Source organism: Streptomyces sp. NBC_00669 (genome assembly GCF_036226785.1).
Classification (GTDB): domain Bacteria; phylum Actinomycetota; class Actinomycetes; order Streptomycetales; family Streptomycetaceae; genus Actinacidiphila.
On the sequence record NZ_CP109018.1, the window covers coordinates 8743372 to 8769773 of the forward strand.

At 74.6% G+C, this 26402-nt stretch carries 18 protein-coding genes; 11 read left to right on the forward strand and 7 right to left on the reverse strand.

Annotation, left to right across the window (positions count from 1 at the left end; translation table 11 throughout):
- Nucleotides 1-308: 308 nt before the first annotated feature.
- The 3 genes from OG896_RS36815 to eno all read left to right on the forward strand — a co-directional run bounded on the left by OG896_RS36815 (nt 309) and on the right by eno (nt 6884).
- A complete protein-coding gene (locus OG896_RS36815; protein ID WP_329372391.1) occupies nt 309-4607 on the forward strand; it encodes a hypothetical protein in 4299 nt (1432 codons plus the stop codon).
- A 516-nt stretch (nt 4608-5123) separates the two neighbouring features.
- A complete protein-coding gene (locus OG896_RS36820) occupies nt 5124-5564 on the forward strand; it encodes an inorganic diphosphatase (protein ID WP_402449417.1) in 441 nt (146 codons plus the stop codon).
- 54 nt (nt 5565-5618) lie between these two features.
- Complete coding sequence (gene eno, locus OG896_RS36825; protein ID WP_329372396.1) at nt 5619-6884, forward strand: phosphopyruvate hydratase; 1266 nt, start codon at nt 5619-5621, stop codon at nt 6882-6884.
- A 239-nt stretch (nt 6885-7123) separates the two neighbouring features.
- Here the strand turns inward: eno and OG896_RS36830 are convergent, their stop codons facing one another.
- A complete protein-coding gene (locus OG896_RS36830) occupies nt 7124-8011 on the reverse strand; it encodes an alpha/beta fold hydrolase (protein ID WP_329372398.1) in 888 nt (295 codons plus the stop codon).
- A gap of 200 nt (nt 8012-8211) precedes the next feature.
- Nucleotides 8212-8613, reverse strand: a complete 402-nt coding sequence (locus OG896_RS36835) for a MerR family transcriptional regulator (RefSeq protein ID WP_329372400.1) — start codon at nt 8611-8613, stop codon at nt 8212-8214.
- Nucleotides 8614-9189: 576 nt separating this feature from the next.
- Between OG896_RS36835 and OG896_RS36840 the strand changes: the two genes are divergently transcribed.
- Both OG896_RS36840 and OG896_RS36845 read left to right on the forward strand, forming a co-directional pair.
- A complete protein-coding gene (locus OG896_RS36840) occupies nt 9190-10671 on the forward strand; it encodes a SulP family inorganic anion transporter (protein ID WP_329372402.1) in 1482 nt (493 codons plus the stop codon).
- A 235-nt stretch (nt 10672-10906) separates the two neighbouring features.
- On the forward strand, nt 10907-12841 hold the full coding sequence (locus tag OG896_RS36845; RefSeq protein ID WP_329372404.1) for a S53 family peptidase: 1935 nt from the start codon (nt 10907-10909) through the stop codon (nt 12839-12841).
- Nucleotides 12842-12942: 101 nt separating this feature from the next.
- Here OG896_RS36845 and OG896_RS36850 read toward each other — a convergent pair whose 3' ends face one another.
- Together OG896_RS36850 and OG896_RS36855 are read right to left on the reverse strand one after the other, a co-directional pair.
- Entirely contained in the window at nt 12943-14607 is a 1665-nt protein-coding gene (locus tag OG896_RS36850; RefSeq protein ID WP_329372406.1) for a DHA2 family efflux MFS transporter permease subunit, read from the reverse strand.
- Between the two features lie 316 nt (nt 14608-14923).
- The gene (locus tag OG896_RS36855) at nt 14924-15976 is read right to left on the reverse strand and encodes an NAD(P)/FAD-dependent oxidoreductase (RefSeq protein ID WP_329372408.1); all 1053 of its coding nucleotides are present in this window, start codon (nt 15974-15976) and stop codon (nt 14924-14926) included.
- Nucleotides 15977-16077: 101 nt separating this feature from the next.
- Between OG896_RS36855 and OG896_RS36860 the strand changes: the two genes are divergently transcribed.
- The 5 genes from OG896_RS36860 to OG896_RS36880 all read left to right on the forward strand — a co-directional run bounded on the left by OG896_RS36860 (nt 16078) and on the right by OG896_RS36880 (nt 20741).
- Nucleotides 16078-16647 (forward strand): helix-turn-helix domain-containing protein, encoded by a 570-nt coding sequence (locus OG896_RS36860; protein ID WP_329372410.1) that lies wholly within the window; start codon nt 16078-16080, stop codon nt 16645-16647.
- 106 nt (nt 16648-16753) lie between these two features.
- Nucleotides 16754-17659 carry a class I SAM-dependent methyltransferase gene (locus OG896_RS36865; protein WP_329372412.1) on the forward strand — a complete coding sequence of 302 codons (906 nt, stop codon included), beginning with the start codon at nt 16754-16756 and terminating at the stop codon, nt 17657-17659.
- Between the two features lie 292 nt (nt 17660-17951).
- Complete coding sequence (locus OG896_RS36870) at nt 17952-18872, forward strand: FAD:protein FMN transferase (RefSeq protein ID WP_329372414.1); 921 nt, start codon at nt 17952-17954, stop codon at nt 18870-18872.
- A 4-nt stretch (nt 18873-18876) separates the two neighbouring features.
- The gene (locus tag OG896_RS36875) at nt 18877-19536 is read left to right on the forward strand and encodes a response regulator transcription factor (RefSeq protein ID WP_329372416.1); all 660 of its coding nucleotides are present in this window, start codon (nt 18877-18879) and stop codon (nt 19534-19536) included.
- Nucleotides 19533-20741, forward strand: coding sequence for a sensor histidine kinase (locus tag OG896_RS36880; protein WP_329372418.1), 1209 nt, complete (start codon nt 19533-19535; stop codon nt 20739-20741). The genes OG896_RS36875 and OG896_RS36880 overlap by 4 nt, the downstream gene beginning before the upstream one ends.
- Nucleotides 20742-20753: 12 nt before the next feature.
- On the opposite strand, the gene OG896_RS36885 is transcribed toward OG896_RS36880, so the two are convergent.
- Nucleotides 20754-23012 (reverse strand): DUF7507 domain-containing protein, encoded by a 2259-nt coding sequence (locus OG896_RS36885; protein WP_329372420.1) that lies wholly within the window; start codon nt 23010-23012, stop codon nt 20754-20756.
- A gap of 111 nt (nt 23013-23123) precedes the next feature.
- On the opposite strand from OG896_RS36885, the gene OG896_RS36890 reads away from it, so the two are divergent.
- Complete coding sequence (locus OG896_RS36890) at nt 23124-23855, forward strand: SOS response-associated peptidase (RefSeq protein WP_329372422.1); 732 nt, start codon at nt 23124-23126, stop codon at nt 23853-23855.
- A 47-nt stretch (nt 23856-23902) separates the two neighbouring features.
- Here OG896_RS36890 and OG896_RS36895 read toward each other — a convergent pair whose 3' ends face one another.
- The gene (locus OG896_RS36895; protein ID WP_329372424.1) at nt 23903-25645 is read right to left on the reverse strand and encodes an alpha/beta hydrolase; all 1743 of its coding nucleotides are present in this window, start codon (nt 25643-25645) and stop codon (nt 23903-23905) included.
- Between the two features lie 87 nt (nt 25646-25732).
- Nucleotides 25733-26377: a response regulator transcription factor gene (locus tag OG896_RS36900; RefSeq protein WP_329374517.1), complete on the reverse strand. Its 645-nt coding sequence runs from the start codon at nt 26375-26377 to the stop codon at nt 25733-25735.
- Nucleotides 26378-26402 lie beyond the last annotated feature (25 nt).

Genomic DNA, 26402 nt, shown 5'->3' on the forward strand with positions numbered 1-26402 from the left:
ATCCGGCGGATTCGCGGGAGAAAAGCACGACACGTCCGTGTTCGCGGGGAGATGTCGGCGAGCGCCCACCGTCCACCTGACCGGCCGTCACGCGCGGCGCCGCGCAGGGCGCGTGGCCGCGCCGACCGCGTGCCCGACCGAGACGCGCGGGAAGGGGATGCGCGGGAAGCAGGGGCGTGGGGGAAGAGCGGGAGCGTGCGGGAAGAGGGTGCGCGGGAAGCGGACTCAGGGGCCGGGAGAAGCGGGCCGCGGAGGCGCGGGAGCGGACTCCGCTTGTGCGGCCGGGCGCGATTGGCCATGATCGAGCGGTGAGCGACGGTGTACAGGGCGTGTTCAACTCCGTGGCCGCCGACGTGTACGCGCCGGTGGTCCAGGCGGGCTCGGTCACCGGCGGGGTCACCATCCACCACCACGGGACGGCCCGCCGGCCGGTCACCGCGGTGGGCAGGCTGGCGCACCGCCCGCCGTGGCTGGCCCGCCTCACGTCCGCCGACGGCGGCACCGCGCAGGCCGGCGCGCTGGTGGACGACCGCCACCTGATCACCTCGGCGCGGGCCGCCGCCGGGCAGACCCCCGCGTGCGCGGCGGCCCCCGGCGCGCAGGTCCTCGTCGAGTTCCCCTTCACCGGCGAGCCGACCGCCCACCACGCCACGACCGTGGAAGTCGTCGAGGGCGCCGCGCTGTTGCGGCTGGACCGGCCGGTCCCGCACACCCCCGCGCCGCTGTCGGCACCGCCGGAGCTGTACGGCCACGGCTTCTGGGTGCACGGCTTCCCGGCCGGCCAGCCGGGCGCGCGCCAGGAGCACGGCACCCTCGACGGCGCCGCCGGTCCGGGCGGCCGCTGGCTGCAGGTCACAGGGCCGACCGGCTGGCGGACGGACCCCGGGTTCGCCGGCTCGCCCGTCTTCGACGACGACCTCGACGCCGTGGTGGGGATCATCGGGTGGCACGACGGCCCGTACCGCGGTTGCCATGTGCTGCCGGTGTCCGCCTGGCTGACCCGGTGGCCGTTCCTGCGGGCCCGGCTCGGCTGGCGGCTCGACCTCGATCCGCACCTGAAGACGCACTGGCTGCCCCGCGCCCGCGGCTCCGAGGTGGAATCCGACTCCGGCGCCTGGTACTTCACCGGCCGGCACGCCGCGCGGCAGGCCGTCTGCGACTGGCTCGCCGAGCCGCACCGCCCGCTGCTCGTGGTCACCGGCGGCCCCGGCACGGGCAAGTCCGCGCTCCTCGCCCACCTGCTGGTCTCCTCGGACCCGCGGTGGGCGGGCGAGGTGCCGACCGACGGTCCCCGGCCCGCCGCCGGGTCGTTCGACGCCGCCGTGCACATGAAGGGCAGGACCCGCGACGAGGTCGTCGAACTGCTCGGCTCGCTCGCCGACGTCCGCGCCGGCAGCCAGCAGGAGCTGCTGATCGGCCTGCGGGAGCGGCACGCGGCGACCGGTGAGGTCTTCACGGTGCTGGCCGACGCCGTCGAGGAGGCCGCCGGAGTGGAGGAGGCCACCCGGATCGCGAGGCTGCTGCGGGAGTTGGCGAGCACCTCGGCGGTCCGGGTCGCGGCGGCGGTACGGACCGCGCCGGCCGGCACCGAACGCGCCCGGATCATGGCGGCGTTCGGCCGGACCGCCCCGCGGATCGACCTGGAGTCCCGCGAGTACCAGCGCAACTTCGACGTCGCCGACTACGTACAGCGCCGGCTGACCCACGAGGACGCCGAGAGCCCGCGCTACCGGCGGCGAACGGAGGCCGAGACCCGCGCCATCGGCCGGGCGGTGGCCCGCAAGGCGGGCTACAACTTCCTGATCGCCCAGGTCACCAGCCGCTGGCTGCTGCTGCCCGACACGCCGCCGCTGGACCTCGACGACCCGGAGTGGGACCGGGCGCTGCCGGAGACCATCGGCGAGGCGATGGAGAAGTACCTGGACGCCTTCGGCGACGACAAGCCGCTCGTGGAGCGGTTGCTCACCGCGCTCGCCTTCGCCCGCGGTGACGGGCTGCCGCGCGGCCCCGGCTGGCTCGCCGTCGCGGACGCGCTGCACCCCGGCCACGCCCATACCGGCGCCGAGCTGGCGAAGGTCTTCCAGAGCGCCGCGAACTACCTGGTCGAACGCATGACATCGGCCGACGGGGAACCGGCGTACCGGCTCTACCACGACGCGCTGGACGAGCATCTGCGCGGCCGCTGCCCGGAACGCGACCCGCACCGCGCCATCGTGACGACGCTCCTGGCGGCGGTGCCCGCGCACGGCCGCGGGCGCGCCTGGGCGGACGCGGACCACTACACCCGGGCCCAACTCGCCGTCCACGCGGCCGACGTGGCCGGGCCGGACGGATCGTGCGAGCTGGACCTGCTGCTGGCGGACGGCGGCTTCCTCGGGCATGCCGTGCCCAGCCCGCTGCTCGCGGTGCTGCCCCGGGCCGGCACGGAAGAGGGCCGGCTCGCGGCCGCCGTCTACCGCGCCTCCAGCCACAAGCACCGCCACGCCGAGCCCCGGACCCGGTGCCTGCTCCTCGCGGTCGACGCCGCCCGGTTCGGCGCGCACCACCTGCGCGAGAGCCTGAACCGCGCGCTCGCCGACCTGTCCGGTCCGGCACGGGACCTCGGCTGGCAGGTCGGCTTCGCCACCGGCGGCAAGGTGCACGCGGCGAACACCGGGACGCTCGACGGACATCGGACCGTGGGCGTGGTCAAGGTCGTGGCGGCCGGCGCGTTCGACGACCGCGTGCTCGGGGTGAGCGGCTGCGGGCAGGGCATGGTCCAGGCATGGGACCTGACGGAGCAGCGCCCCATCGGCGACACCTTCCTCGCCATCCCCACCAGCGTCCCCGGCACCGAACACCGCAAGGAGATCACCGCGCTGGCCGTCGCCGAACTCGACGGCCGTCCCGTCGCCGTGTCGGCGGGCCAGGACGGATGGCTGCGGGTCTGGGACCTGGCCGGGCCGCAGCGGATCGGCGAGATCCCCACCGGACAGGGCGGTGCGGTGCAAGGACTGGCGGTCACCGAACTCATGGGCGCCCTGGTCGCGGTGACCCTCGGCAAGGACGGGACCCTCCGGATGTGGGACCTCGCCGAGCAGCGTGCGTGCGGCGGCCCGTTCGCCGGGCACCGGGGCACCATGACCGCGGTCGAGGTGGTCGACATCGACGGCGGTCCGGTGGCGGTCACGTTGGAGATGACCATGGGCCCGTTCCGGCAAGGCGGGGTGATACGGCAGTGGGATCTGCGGGCGGGTGCGGAGATCGGCGCCCCGATGGAGATCAGCGGCTGGGTGTGCGGCCTCGCTGTCGCCCAGGTCGAAGGCCGTCCGGTGGCCCTGACCGCCGGCCAGGCGTTGCGCGTCTGGGACCTGGCACGGCGCAGGAAGCTCGCCACCCTCACCAGGGACGACAGCTCTCTGGTCGCGACCACGGTGCGGAACGGGCGCCCCGTCGCCGTCAGTTGCCGGAGCCGCGAGGACGGGGCGGGCACGCTCCAGGTGTGGGACCTGGCCGAGCACCGCAGGATCGGCGGCGACCTCACCGGCCACACCAACGGCATCGTGGGCCTGGCGACCGCGACGGCCGCGGGCCGGCCGATCGCGGTCACCTGCGGGGCCTACCAGAACACCTTGCGGCTGTGGGACCTGGGCGAGGTCGAGCACCGCCGGATCGGCGCCCCGCTGGAGGGACATCGTAAGCAGACGACAGGAGTCGCCGTCCTGGAGCGGGCCGGCCACCGGTTCGCGGTCACCAGCAGCCTCGACCGGTCGGCGCTGGCCTGGGACCTGCACGGCGCGAGGCGTGCCCACGCCCCGCTGCCGGTGTCGTACGTCTACGGCATGTCCACCGCGATGGTGCGTGACGAGCCGAGCGCGATCGTCTGCACCACCGACAGGGTGCACTTGTGGAACCTGCGCACCGGCAGGTCCGTCCGGTTCCCGCTGGTGGTCGTGGTACGGCAGCGGTATCCGGAGTCGATGGACGTCGCCGAGATCGGCGGTCGGCCGGTCATGGTCGGGGTGGACTCCGATCGGCTGTACACCTGGGACCTCACCAGAGGCCGCCGGCTGACCGGACCCGTGGACATCGGAACCAAGGCCAACGTCCGCCTGGTCGAGATCGACGGCCGTCCCGCCGCCGTCACGGCCGGTGTCGTGGACAACGGCGAGGCGTATCCCGTACGGCTGTGGGACCTCGCCGCCGGCCGGCTGATCGGTGAGATGGGGTCGGCGGTGTCCATGGCGCTGGCGGTCACCGAACTGCACGGCCGTCCCGCCGCCGTCACCGCGGGCGCCGACGGGGCGGTTCAGGTGTGGGACCTGACCGCTGGAACCAGGATCATGGAACTGGGCGGGGGCACCGCGGTGTTCTGGTACGTCGTGACCGGGCGACTGCCCGACGGGAGCCCCGTCGCCCTCACCGTCGGACGCGACCGGACGCTGAGGGTGTGGGACCTGGACGCCCGGCAGGCCATCGAGGAGATCGCACTTCCCGGCGACCCGCACGGGCTGGCGCTCGGCGAGGAGGGCACCGTGGCCCTGGCCCTCGACGACGACCTCGTGGTCCTGGAGACGAACCTGACGAGCACGAGGCGGGCACCCGCGTCCGCGCCACCCCGCGGCTGAGCCCGAGCCGCCGCCCGCCCCGGCCCGTACCGGTCGGAGCCGCCAGGGCAGGCCGCGGCGCCGCCGCTCGACTCGGCGGGCGGGATGATCCATGGGATACTCGGATAAGCGCACGGACGAGGCGCACGCCAACGGTGTGCGCGGTGCGTGCCGGTGAGGGGGCTCACCAAAACCGCGGCTCTCCGCTGCTTACGGTCCCTGGTCGATGCATCGATCAGGAGGCGCCGTGCCCGTATCCGTACCTCCCCCGCCGACGGCGACGCGCCGCGGTACCCGTCGTGCTCCGGTCCCGCAGCCGCGCCCCTTCCCGCCGGGCGGGCCCGCCACCGCCCGTACGCCCTCGGTCGCCCCCCGTACCTGGCCGCGGCTCGCGCGCCCGTGAGCGGTCCTGACCAGCAGTCCTGACCAGCGGTCCTGATCATCGGGGGAGTCCGACCACCGGACGAGGAGGACGTCGTGGAAGCGGAATTCGACGTGACCGTGGAGATCCCGCAGGGTTCGCGGAACAAGTACGAGATGGACCACGAGAAGCACCGCATCCGGCTGGACCGGACGCTGTTCACCGCCACCCGCTACCCGGCCGACTACGGCTACATCGACGGAACGCTGGGCCGGGACGGGGACCCGCTGGACGCGCTCGTGATGGTCGGCGAGCCCACGTATCCGGGGTGCGTCATCAACTGCCGTGCGGTCTGCGTGTTCAGGATGAGCGACGAGAAGGGCCCGGACGAGAAGGTGCTGTGCGTGCCCGCCCGTGACCCGCGGTACGCGTACCTGCAGGACATCGGCGACGTGCCGCGGTACGACCTGCTGGAGATCACCCACTTCTTCGAGGTCTACAAGGACCTCGAACCCGGCAAGTCCGTCGAGGGCTCGCACTGGGACGGCAAGGACGCGGCGTACGCCGAGATCGACGCGTCCCGCGAGCGCGCCGCCCACGCCCGGGCCCGGACCTGACCGCCGCGAACCGATCGGCCCGACGACGCCCCGCGCCCCGAGAACGGACCAGCCATGACTTTGCGCATCTCCGAGTTGCACGCGGTCGAGATCCTGGACTCGCGGGCTCGCCCGACGCTCGCGGTGACCCTGGCCACCGCGGACGGGACGCGGGTGCGGGCGGGGGTGCCCTCGGGTGCTTCCACCGGCAGCCGTGAGGCGGTGGAGCTGCGTGACGGCGATCCGGCGCGGTTCGGCGGGCAGGGTGTGTCGAGGGCGGTGGCGCAGGTCAACGGTGAGATCGCGGAGGCGCTGGCCGGGCGGGACTTCGGGTCGGCGGCGGACGTCGACGCCGCGCTGATCGAGCTGGACGGGACGCCGACCAAGTCGCGGTTGGGTGCCAACGCGATCATCGGTGTCTCGATGGCGGCGGCGCGTGCGGAGGCCGCGGCGCGGGGCGCGGAGTTGTGGGAGTCGCTGTCGGCGGTGGCTCACACGCCGCCGCGGCTTCCGGTGCCGCACTTCAACGTCGTCAACGGCGGCGCCCACGCGGCGAACGCCCTGGACTTCCAGGAGTTCATGCTCGCCCCGCTGGGCGCGCCGGGTCTCGCCGAAGCGGTACGGGCCGGTGCCGAGGTGTACGGGCGGCTCAAGGCGCGGCTGGCCGCGGCCGGCCATGCGACCGGACTCGGTGACGAGGGCGGTTTCGCGCCCGCCATCGACAGCCCGGAGGAGGTGCTGGGCCTGCTGGTCGAGGCGATCGAGGACGCCGGCTACACCGCGGGCCGGGAGGGCGTGGCGATCGCCCTGGACCCGGCGGCGAGCGAGTTCTGGCACGAGGACCACTATGTGGTGGCCGGCGAGCGGCTCTCCTCCGACGAGTTGATCGACCGGTACGAGGAGATCGTCGGGCGGTTCCCGGTCCGGAGCATCGAGGACGGGCTCGCCGAGGGGGACTGGGACGGCTGGGTCCGGCTGACGGCGCGGCTGGGCGAGGAGGTCCAGATCATGGGGGACGACATCTTCGTCACCAACCCGGCGATCATCACCGAGGCGATCGACCGGAAGGTCGGCAACTCCGCGCTGATCAAGGTCAACCAGATCGGCACCGTCACCGAGACCCTGGAGGCGATGCGGATCTGCCGTGACGCGGGCTACACCCGGATGGTCTCGCACCGCTCGGGGGAGACGGCGGACACGTTCATCGCCGATCTCGTGGTGGGTACGGGTGCCGGTCAGCTCAAGTCGGGGGCGCCGGCGAGGGGCGAGCGGGTGGCGAAGTACAACCGGCTGCTCGAACTCGCCGACATCCAGCCGGAGTTGCCGTACGGCCTGGCCTGAGCCGGAATCCGTGGGGCCGGCGGCGCCTCGTCGGACCGGCGGGGTCCGGCGGGTCCGGGATCAGCCGGCGATGTTCGAGCCGATTCCCGCTGGGCCCGGTCGAGATCCTTGCGGGCGTGGCCGTCTCCGCGGGCGAGGCGATTCCCGCGGTGTGACGGCCCGCGGCCGGCCGAACCGGCCCCGGGCGTACGCCTGGAGGGGCGTTTCGGCGGGGCGACCGCGGAGCGTCGGCGGGCCGACTACGTCGCGCGGCCGGCCGCCTCGGCGAGGTGGCCGGCTACGGTCCGGGACCCGGACTCGCCCAGCAGCAGCGAGTAGTGGTTCTCGTCGGGCACGAAGCACACGTCCACGCCCTCGTCGGCCAGCCCGCTGGAGGCGATCACCTCCGGCGGGTACAGGCCCACCGGCTCGTTCCGCAACCCGCGCTCGGCCCACAACAAGGTGGCGGGCAGGGTCAGTTCGTGGATCGCGGCGAAGACCTCGGGGTTGCGCAGCTGGTCCCTGCCGTCCTCCCGGACCGCCGCCGCCCGGCACGCCGAGCGCAGGTGCGGCTCCTCGCCGGTCAGGTCGCGCTCCAGGTACCGGGCCAGCGCCGGCCCGCCGAGCCGGCCGAAGGCCGGATGCCCGGCCCAGAACCGGTGGTAGGCCGCCCGGTCGGCGAACTCCATGTCCAGCCTGGCCATCGCCGGGCCGAGCACCGCGCGCAGCATCGCGTCGACATCCGCCCCCGCCGGCACCGGGACGCCCAACCCGCCGTCCACGAGGACCAGTTCGCTGTAGCGCCCCGGGTCGCGCCGGGCCGCGGCGCACGCGGCGTACCCGCCCATCGAGTGGCCGGCCAGCACCGCCCGCCCGATCCCGAAGTGGTCGAGCACCGCCACCAGGTCCTCGGCGTGCCGCGCCATGCCGTACGGGCCCGGCAGGTCCCGGCTGTGCCCGCGCCCGCGCAGGTCGGGGGCGATCACCTCCACGTCGCCGAGCGCCTCGGCGACCAGCGCCCAGGACAGCCCGTTCCCGGAGATGCCGTGCGCGGCGAGCACCACGCCCGCGCCCGGCCGGCCCGGCCATCGCCGTACCGCCAGCCGCCCGCCCGCCACCTCGACAGCCGTGTCCTCCCACGCCCGCATGCGCGACTCCCGCTTCCCGCCGTCCGATACGGCCCGAGCAGGATCAGGATAAGGACCGCGGGGCCGCACGTCATGGGCGCGGCGCACCCCGCGCGCACGCCCCCCCACGCGCCGGACGGCCGTATCCGGCGGGCCGGGGGCATCCAGGGGCGGGTGTCGGGTGTCCGGGAGCGGGTGCTCAGGTGTCCGGGAGCGGGTGCTCAGGGGCGGGCGCCCTGCTCCAGCCGGGTGCGGAGGGTGGCGGCGAACTCCTCGGCCCGGGCCAGCTGGACCCGCAGGTCCTGGATCTTCGTCGCGGCGGTCTGCTCGTACGCCCTGACGCGTTCGAGCAGGGCCTCGCGCTCGGCGGGGGAGGGGGCCGGGGTGTCCAGGCGGTCGGTGGCCGCCAGCAGGTCGCGCATCTCCTCCAGGGTGAAGCCGAGCGGCTTCATCCGGCGGATGACCATCAGGCGGGCGACGTCGGCTTCGGTGTAGAGCCGGAAGCCGCCCTGGGACCGGGCGGAGGGGGTGACCAGGCCGGTCTCCTCGTAGTGCCGGATGGTTCGCAGGGACAGTTCGGTCCGTTCGGCCACCTCGCCGATCTGCATGTGCCTGCTGTCCACGACCGTGTTCCCGGCCCCTTCTCTTCCGTGGGTTCTCTTCGCTGGGACGTCACGCCGACGTCACGTGCCGCGGGCCGATCGCCAGCCATCTCTACCCTAACGTTAGGGTAGAGTTGCCGATGGTGAGGGCGGCCCGCGCCGCTCCCCACCAGTGTGCGGGCTTCCGTGCCCGCGCGCTGCCATGTCGGGGCCGACGACGCCCCCGCCGAACCCGCGAGCAGGAGAGACGAGGCGTGCGCATGTCCCAGCCGCTCGCTGCCGCCTGCTGTCCGCCGTGAGGCCATGAGGCCGCCCGCGCGCTGAGCCGGTCGGCCGCCGTGCGCCCGTCCGACGCCGGGCACCCCCTCGTCGCCCCATCGGACCTCGCGCCGCATGCCGGCCCGCTGCCGAACTCCCCCCGGCCGCACGCCACTTCCCCGACCTCCGCCCGCCCCGACGGGCGATCCGCGCACCGCCGCCTCGGCCCCGCGCGTCCTCCTCGCGCGGCCGTGACCGGCCGCGCCCGAGCCCGACAGGCACCCGGTCTTGCTGACATCGCCCTCGCCCCTTCCGCCCCCTCCGCCCTCGCCTTCGAACGTGCCCGTGCGCCCTCGCGGCCTGCCCCGACCGCCCTGGCTGTCCCCGAACGTCTTCCGGGTGGAGGTGCTGGCCGGCCTGGTGGTCGGACTGGCGCTGATCCCCGAGGCGATCTCGTTCTCCGTGATCGCCGGCGTGGACCCCAAGGTCGGGCTCTTCGCGGCCTGCACGATGGCGATGGTCATCGCGTTCGTCGGCGGGCGGCCGGCGATGATCTCCGCCTCCACCGGCGCCGTCGCGCTGGTCGTGGCACCGGTCGTCCGCCACCACGGACTCGGCTACCTCATCGCGACGGTGATCCTGGCCGGCGTCTTCCAGATCGTGCTGGGCTCGCTCGGGGTGGCCAAGCTGATGCGGTTCGTGCCGCGTTCGGTGATGGTGGGCTTCGTCAACGCGCTGGGCATCCTGCTGTTCACCGCGCAGATCCCCAACCTCCATGACGTCCCCTGGGCGGTGTATCCGCTGGTCGTCGCGGGGCTAGCGATGATGGTGTTCTTCCCGCGCCTGACGAAGGCGGTGCCCGCGCCGCTGGTGTCCATCGTGATCCTGACGGTGGTCACGGTGGCGGCGGGGATCTCGGTGCCGACGGTCGGCGACAAGGGCAGGCTGCCGTCGTCGCTGCCGGCGCCGGGACTGCCGGACGTACCGTTCGACGCGCACACGCTGACCGTGATCGCGCCCTACGCGCTGGCGATGGCACTGGTCGGCCTGATGGAGACGCTGATGACCGCCAAGCTCGTGGACGACATCACCGACACCCCCTCCAACAAGACCCGCGAGTCCATCGGGCAGGGCGTGGCCAACATCGTCACCGGGCTCTTCGGCGGCATGGGCGGCTGCGCGATGATCGGCCAGACCATGATCAACGTCAAGAACGGCGCCCGAACCCGGCTGTCCACGTTCCTGGCGGGGTTCTTCCTGCTGATCCTGTGCATCGTCCTCGGGCCGGTGGTCTCGCGCATCCCGATGGCCGCGCTGGTCGCGGTGATGGTGCTGGTGTCGGTCGGCACCTTCGACTGGCACTCCGTCAAGCCCGCCACGCTGAAGCGGATGCCGATCGGCGAGACCACCGTGATGGTCGTCACCGTCGCCGTGGTGGTGGCCACCGGCAACCTGTCGATCGGTGTCGTGGTCGGCACGGTCCTCGCCATGGTGATCTTCGCCCGCCGGGTCGCCCGACTCACCGACGTCACCGCGGTCCTCGACCCCGACGGGAAGAGCGTCGTCTACGCCGTCACCGGCCAGCTCTTCTTCGCCTCCGCCAACGACCTGGTGGCCCGGTTCGACTACGCCGGCGACCCCGACCGGGTCGTCATCGACCTCAGCGGCGCCCGCGTCTGGGACGCCTCCTCCGTCGCGGCTCTGGATGCGATCACCACCAAGTACGCCGGCCGTGGCAAGGCCGTGGAGATCGTCGGGCTCGACGAGCACAGCGCCCGGGTGCACGGCGACCTCAGCGGCGCGCTCACCGGCGGCCACTGACCCCCTCCCGCCGCGCGGGCGGGGAGACGCGTACGGCCGACCGGGTCGCGACCGCCGGCCTGCCGCAACCGGGGGCGGCCGGGGTGCGTTGTACACAGAGCGGGGGCGGATGCCGCCGGGGCAGGTGCGGTTGCGGAGGAGCGAGGGACCGATGGGACGAGAGCGCCGGCGTGAGCGGGGAACGGCGACGGCGACGGCCGCGGCCGGCGGCGGTGGTCGCGGAGCGGCGCGTGCCGTGGCCGCCTGCCTTGCCGTGATGGCCGCGGGCGCGGTGCTGGGGGCACCCGACACCGCACGCGCGGCGTCCACCGCCACGGTGCCGGGCTCGGTCTCCCCGGCGGTGCCCGCCGCGACTCTCGTCGGGGCCGCGCCCTCCTCCCAGGCGATGACCGTCCAGGTGTGGCTGGCGCCCGACCTCGCGGGCGCCGAGGCGTTCGCGGACGCGGTCGCCACGCCGGGCAACGCCGAGTACCGGCACTACCTGGCGCCGAGCGCCTACACCGCGCGGTTCGCCCCTACGGCCGCACGCGCCGAGGCGGTCGCGTCGTGGCTGACCGCCAAGGGGCTCAAGGCCGTTCACGTCGACGGCGGCCGTGACTACGTCTCGGCGACCGGGCCGGTGTCCGCGGTCCAGTCGGCGTTCCAGGTGCGGATCGGCCGGTACCGCGCGAAGGACGCGGCGGGCGGTGGCGCGGAGTTCCAGTCCAACGACCGCGAGGTGTCGGTGCCGGCCGCGCTCGCGCCCGACGTGCTGGGCGTGACCGGGCTCGGCGACGGCTCCGCGGCACGACGCGGCACCGCTCAGTCGGCCCCGACGGCTCCCACGGCATCCAACTCCCCGAACTCCCCGAAGCCGGCGACGTGTTCCCGCTCCTGGGCGCAGCACGTGCACGGCTTCCACCCGGCCTACCGGGGTCTGACCAAGGCGTCGCTCCCGATCTGCGGCTACTCCGCCGCCCAGTTGCGCGCGGCCTACGGGGCGACGTGGACGGCCACCGGCAAGGGCCAGACCGTCGCCCTGACCGAGGAGACATCGCCGACCGCGATGTTCCAGACGCTGACGGACTACGCGAAGAGCAACCACCTGCCGCTGCCGAAGCGCTCCCAGCTCAGGCAGGTCACCGCCGGCAGCGCCTGCGCGTCGCCGACCCGGGCCCGCGACGCGGCGGACGGGCCCGCCGTCGACGACGAGGCGGAGATGGACTCCGAGGCGGTCTACGCGATGGCGCCCGGCGCCGACCAGTTGATGGTCGTGGGCCAGGGCTGCGACGAGGACCAGGCGCTGCTCGACGCCGCGCTCGCGGTACTGAACGGGAAGGGCGACCGTCCGCAGGCCTCCCTCGTGTCCAACTCGTGGCAGATCCCGCTGGGAGAGGTGCCGGCGAAGACCGTGCACGCGATCGACGTGCGGGCCGCCGCCGAGGGGGTCGGCATGTACTTCGCGTCCGGTGACACCACCGGCCTGACGGTCACCGACTCCGACCCGTACGCGGTCGCGGTCGGCGGCACCACCGTCGGCCTCGGGCCGGCCGGGAACCGGGTGTTCGAGACCGGCTGGTCCGACGACTACGGCTACCTGGACGGCGGCAAGTGGACCGACGTCGGCATCAGCGGCGGCGGCGGAGGCACCAGTGGCGTGTACCGGCAACCCGCCTACCAGAAGGGCGTCGTGCCCCCGTCGATGGCGCGGGTCCGGGTCGGCAAGCAGACCGTCACCGGCCGGGCGGTGCCCGACATCGCGGCCGACGCCGACCCCGACACCGGCATGCTGACCGGCTACATCGACACGGTCAGCCACGGCAAGCCGGGGCCGTACCACACGATGCCGAACGCCGGCACCAGCCTGGCGTGCCCGCTGATCGCCGGGCTGGTCGCCGACGCGCAGCAGGGCCGCGAACCCTTCGGCTTCATCAACCCGCTGCTCTACCGCCTGGCCGGCACCCGTGCCCTCCACGACGTCCTGCCGATCCGCCCCTCGGCGCCGCAGCAGGACCGGAGCGCCTGGATCGCGGCCGACGGCGCCGGGACCAGCCCGGGCATCGACGTCTTCGACGCCCAGGACGCCGCCCAGACCCAGCAGGTCACCGCCAAGGGCTACGACACGATGACAGGCGTCGGCACCCCGAACGGCCCCGCCTTCCTCACCGCCCTGCGCCGCGCCCCCCGCTGACCGTCCCCCCCGGCGCGCACCCGCTGGACCCGCACGCCCGGCGCACGGTCCCACCAGAGGTCGTGCCCGAGGGGTCGCCGAGATGCCTGCCGGCGCGATCGTCACGCCGGGTCCGGGCCGCCCGGGGGCGGGAGGGCGCCGGCGGGGGAGACGGGGATGGCGGCGGGGGAGACGGGTTCGGCGGGGGTCGGTCGGTCCGTCGAGGTGGGTGCGGGGCGGAGCGGGCCGCGGACGAGGAGGTAGAGGAAGAGGGCGGCCATGACGGCGACGCCCGCCCACATGGCCCGCTGCCAGCCGTCGACGAAGGACCGCTGGGACGCGTCGACCAGTTCGTGGGCGTGGGGGCCGGCGCCGTTCGCGGCCTCGACCGCGTTGGCGACGCCTTCGCGCGCGGTGGCGGCGGAGCCGCGGGGTACGCCGTCGAGCCGCCCGTCGATGGCATGGCGGTACCCGGCGGACAGCAGGGCGCCGAGGAGCGCGACGCCGAGCGCGGTGCCGAACTCCCGGGTGACGTCGTTGAGCGCGGAGGCCACGCCCTGGCGCTCCCGCGGCAGCGCGCTGGTGATGGCCTCCGTCGAGGGCGTCATCGACAGTCCCATGCCGATCCCCATCGCGAGCATGCCGGGCAGCACCGACAGGTAGCCGCCGCTGACGGAGACGAGCGCCGCCATCAGGGCCAGCCCGGCACCGGCCAGGAAGACGCCGGCCGCCATGGTGGACCGGCCGCCGATCCGCGCGGCGAGCTTGGGCGCGAGGCCGGAGGTGAGCATCATGAGCACCGCCATGGGCATGAGCGCCACCGTGGACAGCAGCCCGGACCAGCCCAACACGGCCTGGAAGAACGGGAAGAGGACCACGAAGATGCCCGCCTGCACGCCGAAGACCGCCAGCAGCGTGATCGATCCGGCGGCCGGCCGGCGCGCGCGGAAGAGGCGTACGTCCAGCAACGCGGCGTCGCGAAGGCGCAGTTGCCACGCCACGAACGCGGTGGCGGCGACCACCCCGACGGCGAGGGCGAGCAGCGTCGCGGGAGCGGTCCAGCCGCGTTCGGGACCGTCCTGGAGGACGAGGATGAGGCCGACCACCGCGACGATCGAGGTCAGCGCGCCGACGGTGTCGAAGCTGTGCCCCGACCGCTCACGGGAGTGGGGAACGAACCGCAGCGCCATCACGAACGCCACGACGACGAGCACGACCGGCAGGACGAACAGCCAGCGCCAACTCGCCAGGTCCACCAGGGCGGCGGACAGGAACATGCCGACGATGCCGCCCCCTCCGGCGACCCCGGTCCACACGCCGATCGCCCGGCCGCGCTCCTCCGGCGGGAAGGTGGAGGTGATGACGGCGAGCGTGATGGGCATGATGATCGCCGCGCCCACCCCGCTGAGCACCCGCGCGGCGAGCATCACCTCCGTCGACGGGGCGAGCCCGGCCGCCGCGCTCGCCGCACCGAAGACGGCCAGACCGGTCAGCAGCATCGGTTTGCGGCCCACCCGGTCGCCGAGCGAGCCGAGCGGCAGGAGCAGCGCGGCCAGGGTGAGCGTGTAGATGTTGATGATCCACAGGATGGTGCTCTGCGAGGCGCCGAACGCGACCGCGAGGTCCGGCTGCGCCACGTTGAGCCCGGACACCGACGCGATCACGGCCATCAGCGCGACGCAGACGGCCACCAGGATGGTGCGACGCCGGCGGGCGTCCGGCACGCCCTCGCCGGTCGCGCCGACCGGATCAACGGCGCCCACCTGGGGGAACGGGTTCGTACTCAAGGGGTCCTCCGGACAGCGGGAAACGGACAGCGGGAAACGGACAGCGGGAAACGGACAGCGGGAAACGGACAGCGGGACTGCGGAAAGGGGCATGCGGACAGCGGCGCGCGGCGGTCGCCGGGCGCCAGGGCGGGTGTCGTGAACGGGTCCGCGGGGCACGTTCGTCCGCGGATACGCGCGCGTGCGGGAGCGCGGGCGCGGCTACGACGCGCCGCGGGTGACGGCTCTACGGGCCTACGGGCCTACGGGATCGGGGAGTTGCGGGGCCGCTGGGCGTGCACCGGCGGCAGGCGGCGCCAGTCGGCGTCGGCGGGTTTCAGGCGGCGCTGTCGTCGCGCCGCACCGCCGCGAGCGCCGCCTCGGTGTCGGCCGCGGCCAGGTCGGCGTTGATGTGGGCGCCGGCCAGCGCACCGGCCGCCGCCGAGGCGCCGACCTGGGCGGTGAGGTCAGTGGCGTTGCCGGCCACCCACACCCCGGGCACGTCGGTGACGCCGGCCGGGCCGGCGGAGAAGCGGCGGCCCATTCCGCCGGGGAAGTCCTCCATCGGAAGGCCGAGCCCCTCCAGCCCGTCGGTGCGGGCGAGCATGCGGGTCACGACCGCGAGGACGCGGCGGGCCACGAGGTGCCCATCGGCCAGGCGCACGCCCGCGATGCCGCCCGCCCGGTCGGTGACGACCCGTTCCAGCGGGGCGTCGACGATCCGGATGCCCCGGGCGGCGAAGCGCGCCCGGGTGTCGCCGTCGAGCTCGGTGCCGCGGCTGAAGTAGACGAGGTCGTCGGTCAACTGGCGGAAGAGCAGGGCGTGGTGGACCGAGGCGGGGCCCACGGCCAGCACCCCGACGGACTCGTCGCGCACCTCCCAGCCGTGGCAGTACGGGCAGTGCACCACGCCGTGGCCCCAGTGCTCGGCGAGCCCGCGCACGTCGGGCAGGACGTCGCGCAGCCCAGTGGCGACGAGCAGGCGTCGCGCGGTCAGGGCGCCGCCGTCGGCGAGGGTGACGGTGAAGCGCGGGTCGTTGCCCTCGGCGGAGGCGGAGGCGGAGGCGGAGGCGGAGGCGGGGGTCGAAGCGGAGGCGGGTGCGGCCGAGGCCACCTCACCGGCGACGACCAGGCCGCCGTAGCGGCGTACCTCCTCGCGCCCCCTTCGCAGCAGCTCGGCCGGCGCGGTGCCCTCCAGGCCGAGCAGGCCGTGCACGGCGTCGGCGGGTGCGTTGCGCGGGGTGCCGCTGTCGATCACGACGACCGAGCGGCGGGAGCGGGCGAGCATCAGCGCGCCGTTCAGTCCCGCGGCGCCGCCGCCGATCACCACGGCGTCGACCGTCCCGCCCGGCAGCTGGTCGGTCTCCCACCCGGAAGCGGTCACAGCCATGGCGTCGTCCCTTTCCCTCTGGCCGGCCGCGGCTGTTCCGGGGCCGTACGCGTACTCACGACGATAGGCACGCCTTGCGAGAGGGGCATATGATCTTGCCTATGGCGCAAGACGATGGTGAGCTGGAAAGCCTGGTACGCAAACGGATCAGGGCCTTGCGGGTGGCGCAGGGCTGGTCGCTGGAGGAACTGGCCGGCCGGGCCAAGGTCAGCCAGTCCACGCTCAGCCGGATCGAGAACGGGCAGCGCCGGCTGGCGCTCGACCAGCTCGTCACCCTCGCGCGGGCCCTGGACACCTCGCTGGACCAGCTCGTCGAGACCGCCACCGACGACGTCATCACCAGCCCGATGATCGACGCGGCCCACGGGCTGATGCGCTGGCCGATGAAGGCGTACCCGGGCATGAGCGTGCTGCGGCAGCGGATGACGAACCCGCCGCCCGACAACCCGGCCCGCATGCGCGCCCATCCGGGCCGCGAGTGGCTCGTGGTCCTGTCCGGCACCGCGGTCCTGCTGCTCGGCAACCGGCGCATCCGCGTGGAGGCGAACCAGTCCGCGGAGTTCCCCACGATGCTGCCGCACGCGATCGGCGCCGAGGGCGGGCCCTGCGAGATCCTGGGCATCTTCGACCGCGACGCGCGCCGCGGCCACCAGCGCGGTGAGGACGGCTGAGCCGGTACCCCCGGCCTCTTGCGCGTCCGGCAGCCCATCCGGCCCTCGTCTTGCGCACCCCGGGAACCGTGGTGCCGCGCCGGCGCGGTCCTCCTAGCGTGGCCGTATGACCCACGCTTCCCCGCACCAGGCACACCAGGCGCACCAGGCCCGCACAGCAGACCCGGCGCAGCACGGCGCGCGCCCCCTTCCCCCGCACACCCCCGACTCCGACGGCCAGGCGGAGCTGCTCGACCTGGACGCGGAGGTGCTCGCCGAGCACACCGCGGCCATCACCGCGTGGCTGCCGGTCGACGTCGAGCCGCGGCACATCGTGGACCTGGGCTGCGGCACGGGGGCCGGCACCTTCGCCCTGCTCGCGCGCTTCCCCGCGGCGGAACTGACCGCCGTGGACGCCTCCGCGGGCCACCTGGAGCGGTTGCGGGAGAAGGCCGAGGCGCTCGGGGTCGCCGACCGGGTGCGCACGGTGGCGGCCGACCTCGACGGGGATTGGCCCGACCTCGGCCGGCCCGGGCTGGTGTGGGCGTCGGCGTCGCTGCACCACCTGGCCGACCCCGACCGCACGCTGCGCGCGGTCCGTGAACTGCTCGCGCCCGGCGGCCTGTTCGCCGTCGTCGAACTGGCCGGCTTCCCGCGCTTCCTGCCCGCCGACGCGCCGCGGGAGCGGCCCGGCCTGGAGGACCGCTGCCACGCCGCCCTCGCACGCCACCACGCCGAGCACGTGCCGCACCGCGGCGCCGACTGGGGCCCCGGGCTGGCCGCCGCCGGGTTCGCCGCCGCGGGCGAGCGGACGATCAGCGTGCGCGTCGACGCCTCCCGTGACGACGCCGTCGGCCGCTACGCGCTCAGCAGCCTTGAGCGTCTGCGCGCCGGCGCCGCCTCCGCCCTTCCCGCCGAGGACCTCAGCGCGCTCGACCGACTGCTCGACACCGGCGGCCCCTTCAGCATCCTGCGCCGCGACGACCTCGCGGTCCGCACCGAACGCACCGTATGGGCCGCCCGCCGCGCCTGACCCGGGGGGAGGTCCGCCGGCGGACGTGTTACCCGGACGTTAGGTCGCGGCGGGAACAGTGGACGGGCAACCAGCCCGCCTGCTGGAAGAAGCTGCCATGACGAGGACGAGTGGTGCGCTCAGCCGTCCGGACGGCCGGCACCGCGCCCGGGCCGTGCCGCCGCTGCGACGGCCGCTGCGAGGACCATTACGTCCCGGCGTGGTGTACGGCGCGCCGCACGGCACGGTGTACGCGTCGGCCGCCCGCGCGCGGTCCCGGCGGGCGGCCGACTCCGCGGCCGGGCGCTGACCGGTGCGCACCGCGAGGGAAGGCGTTCTGGGCGCCAGGATCTCGATCGCGGCCCCGGACGCGGTCGACTTCGGCACCTTCCACCGCGCGACCGGGGCCGCCTTCGCCTTGCTGCACCGCGTCGAGGAGGCCATCTGCGCTCCCCGGCAGGGCAGTTCGATCCGCCTGATCTGCGAGGGACTGCTCGGCGCCGCCGACCTCGACGGCCACCTCGGCGGGCGGGAGAACCACGAGGCGCGGGAGCTGTGCGAGACGCTGCGGGCCGTCGGGGAGCGCGCTTCAGCCGCCTGGGACGGCGGAGGCCGCGCCGGGGGCGGGCAGGACAGGCGCGGTCAGAACGGACGCGGCCAGGACGGGCGCGGGCGCGTACACGCAGGACAGGACGGCGGAGTTCCGCGGTTCGATCCGCGCGAAGCGGTCAAGTGCTGGGCGGCGGAACGCGCGAGCGCGCTGCTGGCCGCCCGCGGGCTGACCCGGCACGTCCTGAACGCGGGCGGCGACCTGCGGCTGCGATCCGATGCCGGCGCCGGCGCCGCCTGGCGGGTGCGGCTGGCCCACCCGCCCGTGACGGGCGGGCTGCTCGCCACGCTGGAGATCCGTGAAGGCGCGGTCGCCACCTGCCAGACCGCCGAGCGCGCCGCCTCCGTCCGCGCGCCCGCGACCGGACCAGGTGCCACCGGCCTCACCCAGGTCACCGTGACCGGTCCCGACCTGGCCCGGGCCGACCTCCATGCCGCGGCAGCGATGGCGCAGCCGACCACCGCGCGCGCCCGCGCCTGGCTCGACCGCCTCGCCGCCGCCACCCCGTACCAGGCGCTGAGCGTCGACACCCGGGGCCGTATCCACGCCACCTCCGGTCTGGCCGGCCTGATCCGCCTGGAAGGGGAGCCTGCGGCCGGGGGAAGCGGGCAGGGGACAGGATGAGGCCATGCGTATCCTGATAGTCGAGGACGAGCAGCGGCTGGCCGCCGTCATAGCCGAAGGGCTGCGTGACCAGGGCATGGCGGTGGACGTCAGCCACGACGGTGACGACGCGCTGACCAAGGTCGAGATCAACGGCGGCTACGACGTCCTCATCCTCGACCGCGACCTGCCCGGCCGGTCCGGCGACGAGGTCTGCGCGGAACTCGCGGGCCGGGCCGAACCGCCGATGATCCTCATGCTCACCGCCCTGTCGGGCATCGACGACCGCGTCGACGGGCTGGCCCTCGGCGCCGACGACTACCTGGGCAAGCCCTTCTCCTTCGCCGAACTCACGCTGCGCGTGCGGGCCTTGGGCCGGCGCAAGGGATCGCACGGAGTGACCCTGGTCTGCGGTGACCTGACGATGGACACGTTGCAGCGGACCGTGGTGCGCGGCGGCCGGCCGGTGCCCCTCACCGCCAAGGAGTTCACCGTGCTGCGGCTGCTGCTGGCCGCGGACGGGGCGGTGCTCAGCCATGAACAGCTCCTGGAGCGGGCCTGGGACGAGAACGCGGACCCGTTCACCAACACCGTACGGGTGACCGTCAACCGGCTCCGGCGCAAGCTCGGCCCGCCCGACCTGATCGAAACCCTCGTGGGCGCCGGCTACCGGATCGCCCGGTGACCGCGCCCGGCCCCACGGCCGGCCGGCTGCGTCGTACGGTGCGCCGGCTGCGTCGGCCGTCCCTGACCATTCGTACGCGCCTCACCCTCACCTACGCCGCCTTGTTCACGGTCGGCGGCAGCGCCCTGGTGCTGGCCATGACCACCGCGCTCTACCACGAGATCTTCCGCCCGTTGCCCGCCTCCGCGATTCCCGGCAGCCTGGACCCCGACCACGACAACTTCGTCGGCCTGTCCGACCAGATCCGTGACGCGGCGGCGTCGCGCCTGCTGGTCATCGCGCTGCTGCTGCTGACGGTCGTCGTCGCGCTGTCCACCCTGGTGGGCTGGTGGGTCGCGGGCCGGCTGCTGCGGCCGATCGCCGAGATCACCGCCGCCGCGCGCAAGGCCACCGACGCGACACTGCACGAACGGCTGCGCCTGTCCGGGCCGTCCGACGAACTCAGGGAACTCGGCGACACCTTCGACGAGATGCTCGAACGCCTCGACCGCGCCTTCGGCGCCCAGCGCCGGTTCGTCGCCAACGCCAGCCATGAACTGCGCACACCGCTGGCGCTGACCCGGGCGGCCGTCGAGGTCACCCTCGCCAAACCCGTCGTCACCGAGGCGCAGTGGCGCACCATGGCGGCCGACGTCGCGGACGCCACCGGCAGCGCCCAGCGGCTGATCGCCGCGCTGCTGGTACTCGCCCGCTCCGAGCGCGGCGCCACCGACCTGGTCGAGGACGACCTCGCCGACGTCGCGGCGGAAGCGCTCGACCAGGTCGCCGGCCGGGTCCGGGTGCAGGGCCTGCGCCTGGAGACCGACCTCGTCTCCACCCCGTTGCTCGCGAACATCGCGCTGCTGGGCATCGCGGTCTCCAACCTCCTGGAGAACGCGGTCCGTTACAACAGCGAGGGTGGCCTGTTACGGGTCACCGCCGCCCCGACCGGCGACGGCGCGGCGCGGCTCACCGTGGTCAACGACGGGCCTGCCCTGCGACCGGACCACGTGGAGAAGCTCTTCGAGCCGTTCAACCGCGGCGACCGCACCCGGCGCCGCAGCGGCCCGCGCGACCTTCCGGACGGCACGGGCCTGGGCCTGTCCATCGTGCGGGCCGTCGCCCGCGCCCACAGCGGCAGCGCCACGGCGACGGCCCGTACGGAGGGCGGCCTGAGCGTCACCTTGCGACTTCCCGCGGACGCCGGCCGCGACACTCCGCCCTGACCGGCACGCCCCTTACGCGTGCTGGTCCTGGTGCGCGGGCTTCCGGTGGACGGGCTTGCCGTGCGACGGCTTCTTGTGCGGCGGTTCGTGGTGCGGGGGCCGCGGGTGCGGAGCGCTGCCGACGGTGATGGTGACGCTCGCGGGCCGGCTGGCGACCTGGTTGCCGTGCGGATCGGTCCCGGCGGCCACGGCCACGTTGGTGACCGGGCAGTCGCAGCCGTCCCCGCCCTTGCCCTTGGTCGTCCCCTCGGCCTTCCCGCATGCCTCGGCGTCGGCCTTGGTGATGGTGTAGCTGCCCTGGCAGGTGGTGCTCGCCCCGGGCGCCAGCGTGGTGGCGTCGCAGGTGATGCCGGTGACGCGGTCGTCGCTGACCAGCACGTCGTGGAGGTCCGTGCTGCCGGTGTTGGTGACGGTGTAGGTGTAGCGCACGGTGTCGCCGGCGGCGTAGGGGCCGGGGGTCGCCACGCGCTTCTTCAGGGTGAGGTGCGGTGCCCCGACCGGCAGCGTCTGCTGGGTCGGCGGGGAGGTCACCGTGCGGTCGTCCGAAGTGCCGCTCGCCGTGGCGGTGTTGGTGACGAAGCCGGCCGTTCCGTCGGCCGCCGTGATGGTGTAGCTGCCGTGGCAGGTGGTGCTGTCGTCAGGGCTCCCCGCGGGGGCGAGCGTGGTGGCGTCGCAGGTGACGCCGGTGATGTGGTCGTCGTCGACGCGGACACCGGTCAGCCGCGTGCCGCCGGTGTTGCGTACGGCGTAGGAGAACTCGACCGTCTGGCCGACGGAGTACGGTCCGGGGGTCTGCGCCTTCTTCTCCACCACGACGCCGGGCGGCAGTTCGATCGGCACCTGCTCCGACGACGGCGGTGACGTGACCGTCTGGTCGTCGGAGGTGCCACTGGCGGTGGCGGTGTTCTCGATGGAACCGTGCGCCACGTCCGCGGCGGTGACCGTGTACGTCGCCGTGCAGGTCGTCGTCTCGCCGGGCGCGAGCGTCGTGGTCGGGCACGACACGGGACCGGTCTTCGGGTCGTCGACGGTGAGGCCGGTGAGGTCCGTCCCGCCGGAGTTGGTGACCACGAAGTCGTAGGGGACCCGCGTGCCGGCCACCAGGTCACCGGGCAGCGGCTGCCGCACCTGCTTGACCAGGTCGAGCCGGGGCAGCGGCTGATCGCTGCTGACGGCCACGTTCCGGATGAGGTGGACGTCGGTGAACAGACCGGTGGAGGCCGCCAACCCGAACTTGTACGTGGCGGGCAGCGGTTGCGGTGCGGGGGTGCTCAGCACCTGGTGGGGGCCGGTGCCGTCGTTGAAGTCCACCGAGACGTCCACCACCGGGTCGGGCGCCGGGGTGATCTGCACGTGGACCCGGCGGCGCGACGGTTCGAGCGCGGTCTCGGCCTGGACCGGAGTGGCGCCCGCCGGCAGCTCGGTCAGGGGCCCTTGCAACCGCCCGGGAAGGGTCGAGGGCCAGGGCCCGGTGGCGCTGAAGTTGTTCGTGGTGGCGGTCAGGAAGCAGTAGCCCTCGGTGCCGTCGCCGGGGCCGCGCAGCGTGACCATGTTGGCCCCGGGGGCCGGCACGCGGAACTGGGTCCCGGCGGGGGACCGGTCGGCGCAGCCGTTCCCGCGGTGCTCCCAGTCACCGAAGTAGTTGCCGAGGACGTCGAGGCCGACGCCGAGGTAGCCGCCGTCCACGCCGGGCAGGAAGGTGGCGGCGGGGTCGTCGTCGGGGAGCTTCTGGGCGTAGCCGAGACTGCCGCCGAAGGCCCCGGGGTGGGTCAGCGCGCGGTCGCCGTCGACCAGGAAGAACGAGATGCCGTCGGCGGGGGTGGCCGGGGTGGTGCTGCCGTACTGCCACTGGTCGAAGGTGACGTCGAGACCCTGGGTGGCGGGCAGCGCGTGGTTGTAGAGGACCGCTCCTGACTGGTCGTTGGACGCGTCGGTGAGTCGCAGGTAGCCGTGCGGCGCCCCGTCGGCCGGCGGCACCGGCCCGGTCCCGTCCGGGCAGCCGCCCAGCGGATGGTCCCCCGGGCCCGGCGCCGGCGCGGCGGCGGCCCCGGTCAGGCAGGCCGACCCCACACCGGTGAAGTCCGGCGCGGTGGCCTGGGTGAACGTCTCGCCGATCAGGGGCGTGCCGCCGGCGCGGGGCTGGGCGTGGGCGCTGGTGTCCAGCGACAGGGCCGCCCCGGCGCCGAGCGCGAGGGTCAGCGCGGCCGCGGTGACCCTCGCGGTCCCGACCCGGGGCAGGCCGAACCGCCATGGCTTCAATCGTCTCGTCATACCTTCACGTATCGACCGTTCGCCGGGAGTCCGACCCCGGTCGGCCCGCCGGGTACGCCGGACGGCTGCGCGATGATCCCCACCTGGCGGCGGGCGTGGCACGGTGGAGGGATGTGCGGAAGGTATGTCGCGGCCAGGGCCGCGCAGGATCTCGCGACCGCGTTCGCCGCCCAGGTGCAGGTCAGGGAGGGGGAGCAGGCGCCGGAGGTGAGCTGGAACGTGGCCCCGACCGACCAGGTGTGGGGCGTGGTGGAACGCAGGGGCGAGGAGGCCGCCGAGCCGGTCCGGCAGCTGCGCCCGCTGCGCTGGGGGCTGGTGCCGTCCTGGGCGAAGTCGCCGTCCTCGGGGGCGAAGCTGATCAACGCGCGGGCCGAGAGCGTCCACGAGAAGCCCGCCTTCCGCAAGGCGTTCGCCACCCGGCGCTGCCTGCTCCCCGCCGACGGCTACTACGAATGGGAGACCGTCCCGGCGACCGAGCACAGGAAGGCGGCGAAGAAGCCGTACTACCTGCACCCGGCCGACGGTTCGCTGCTGGCGATGGCCGGCCTCTACGAGTTCTGGCGGGACCGGTCGCTGCCGGAGGACGAGCGGGAGTGGATCGTCTCCTGCACGATCATCACCACCGACGCGACCGACTCCTCCGGCCGGGTCCACCCCCGGATGCCCCTCACGATCGCCCCCGAGCACTACGCCGAGTGGCTCGACCCGGACCAGCACGCCCCGGACGACCTGCGCGCCCTCCTGGCGCTCCCGTCCGACGGCGACCTGGACCTGCGCCCGGTCCCGCCCACCGTCAACAGCGTCCGCAACGACGGGCCCGAACTGATCGCCGAGGCACGCTGAGGGCATGAGCACGGGCCGGGGCAGGCCGGCCGGGCCAGGCGGGCGGTTCAGGTGGTGGACGGCGCCGGGCCGAAGGGCTGGACGTCGCCGCGGCAGTGGGTGACCTTCGGGGCGCGGGCCAGCGGCCTGAGCAGGTAGCCGAACGCCGTGTCGTCCACGCAGGCCGACGTCCCCAATGCCTCGTGGCCCCAGCTGTCGCTGGAGACCAGCCGGCTGTTGGGCAGCAGCCCGGCCACCTTCACCGCGCTGTCGTAACTGGTCACCGGGTCCCACAGGTCGCCGATCACCAGCACGGGCGCGGCGGTGCGCCGGTCGAACGGGCCCCGGTAGACGGCCTCGTCCTGCGCGGGCCAGGTGCTGCCCGCGCACTGCACGCTCAGCCAGGCGTAGTACGCCCCGAAGTACGGGGCGTCACGGTCCGCCGCCGCGGCGGCGGCCGGCCACGACGCGGCGCGCGCGGCGTGCGGACCGTCCGCGCACACCTTCCCGGAGAAGGCTTCGAGCCGGTTGTCGTAGCCCGCCGCGGGCTGCGCGGCGGGGTGGCGCGCGAGGAAGCGCCGGACCACGGCGGCGTGATCGGCGCCCGCGCCGCCGGGCGCGGTGAGCCGCGCCAGGTCGGTCAGGTCGGCGAACAGGCCGACGTACCCGTCCGGGTCGTGCAGCCACTGCTCCGTGTCGCGCACCAGGCTGGCGTACGTGTAGGTGGTCGTGGTGACACCGGGCGCGGCGAGGCGCAGCGGGTGGGCCCGCAGCCGGTCGGCCAGCCGGCCGAACCGGGCCTGGGGGTCCGCGTCGGCGAAGGAGCAGACGGACGGCCCGGCCCGCCCGCAGCGGTCGAGCAGTTCGTGCAGCGCGCGGTAGCCGGCGGCGGCGGAGCCCATCCGGTCGAAGACCGGCTGATCCGCGCGGGCCGCTGTGCCGGCGATCGCCTGCGGGTCGACGATGCCGTCGAGCGCGATCGCCCGGACCCGGTCCGGGAACATGTTCGCGTAGACCTGCCCGAGGTAGGACCCGAAGGACTCGCCGAGGTAGGTCAGCTTGCTGTCGCCCACGGCCCGCCGCAGCACGTCCATGTCGCGGGCGTCCTGGGTGGTGGACATCGCCGAGGCGACCTGCCGGCCGGTGGTCGCGCAGGCCCGGCCGAACGTCTCGGCGGCGCCGACCCAGGAGCGCTGCTCGGCCGCCGTCACGGGAAAGGGGGCGGAGGTGAGGGGGCCGAGCGCGCGGGCCTGCCGCGCCGTCGTGCCGAAGCACCGGATCTGCCGGCTGCCGCCGACCCCGCGGGGGTCCACCCCGACGATGTCGAACCGGTCGAGGATCGCCTGGCTCACGCCCTGCGGCAGCAACGCGGCGAAGTCCCTGGCCGAGTCGCCGGGCCCGCCGGGGTTGACGAAGAGCGTGCCCAGGCGGTGCGCGGGGTCCTTCGCCCCGACCCGCAGCAGCGCCACGTCGATGGTCGCGCCGAGCGGCTTGCCGTAGTCCAGCGGGAGGCGGGCGGTCGCGCACGCGTCGGTCTTGCGGCAGGCCGTCCAGCGCAGGACAGGCGTGGGCACGCGGTCCACCAGGCGGGCCTCGGCGCCGGCGGTACGGGCCGAGGACGGGGTTGAGGCCGGGGCCGGGGCCGGTGCGCCGGCCCGTACCGCCCGCGCCGGTCCGGGTATCCAGGCCAGGCCGGCCAGGGCGAGCAGGGCCGCCGCCACCGCGAAGGCCACGACGAAGGGTGTACGGCGCCGGCCGTGCCGGGTCCTGGGCCGCCGCGGCATGCCCGGGAAGTGAGGTCTCGCTGTCATGCGGACCACCGTCGCGTACCGGCGGGACCCCGGTCACCGGAGCAGGCCGGAGGGTTCGGGGTGTGGCTGGCCCCACCCCCCGCCCGGTCAGGCCCTGAGGTAGGCGAGGACTGCGAGCACCCGCCGGTGCCGGGCGTCGTCGGGCGGCAGCCCGAGCTTGGTGAAGACGTTGCCGATGTGCTTCTCGACCGCGCTGGCGGAGACCACCAGCCGCCGGGCGATGGCCGCGTTGGAGTGGCCCTCGGCGATCAGCGCCAGGATCTCCCGTTCGCGGGCGGTCAGCCGCGCGAGGGCGCTCTCGCGGCGCCGCCCGGTCAGCAACTGCGCGACGACCTGCGGATCGAGGACCGTCGCACCGCGGGCGACCCGGGCCAGTCCGTCCAGGAACTCCTCGACCCGGGCGACCCGGTCCTTCAGGAGATAGCCGACCGCGCCGGCGCCGTCCGCCAGCAGGTCGGCGGCGTAGGACGCCTCCACGTACTGGCTGAGCACCAGCATGGGGGCGCCGGGCAGTTGCGAGCGGGCGGTGATCGCCGCGCGCAGGCCCTCGTCGGTGTGGGTGGGCGGCATCCGCACGTCGACGACCGAGACGTCGGGGCGGTGCCGCAGCACGGCCTCGACCAGGGCGGGGCCGTCGCCGACCGCGGCCACCACCTCGTGGCCGTCCTCGGCGAGCAGGCGGACCAGGCCCTCGCGCAGCAGCACCGCGTCGTCGGCCACCACGATCCGCAGCGGGTCGCGGGCGGCCCCTTCCAGC

Bases quoted from the DNA above. Each gene is read 5' to 3' on its own strand.
- OG896_RS36855 (WP_329372408.1), bottom strand. From the start codon at position 15,976: ATGGCTGTGACCGCTTCCGGGTGGGAGACCGACCAGCTGCCGGGCGGG.
- OG896_RS36830 (WP_329372398.1), bottom strand. From the start codon at position 8,011: ATGCGGGCGTGGGAGGACACGGCTGTCGAGGTGGCGGGCGGGCGGCTG.
- OG896_RS36820 (WP_402449417.1), top strand. From the start codon at position 5,124: ATGGACCACGAGAAGCACCGCATCCGGCTGGACCGGACGCTGTTCACC.
- OG896_RS36875 (WP_329372416.1), top strand. From the start codon at position 18,877: ATGCGTATCCTGATAGTCGAGGACGAGCAGCGGCTGGCCGCCGTCATA.
- eno (WP_329372396.1), top strand. From the start codon at position 5,619: ATGACTTTGCGCATCTCCGAGTTGCACGCGGTCGAGATCCTGGACTCG.
- OG896_RS36895 (WP_329372424.1), bottom strand. From the start codon at position 25,645: ATGACAGCGAGACCTCACTTCCCGGGCATGCCGCGGCGGCCCAGGACC.
- OG896_RS36865 (WP_329372412.1), top strand. From the start codon at position 16,754: ATGACCCACGCTTCCCCGCACCAGGCACACCAGGCGCACCAGGCCCGC.
- OG896_RS36860 (WP_329372410.1), top strand. From the start codon at position 16,078: ATGGCGCAAGACGATGGTGAGCTGGAAAGCCTGGTACGCAAACGGATC.
- OG896_RS36885 (WP_329372420.1), bottom strand. From the start codon at position 23,012: ATGACGAGACGATTGAAGCCATGGCGGTTCGGCCTGCCCCGGGTCGGG.
- OG896_RS36890 (WP_329372422.1), top strand. From the start codon at position 23,124: ATGTGCGGAAGGTATGTCGCGGCCAGGGCCGCGCAGGATCTCGCGACC.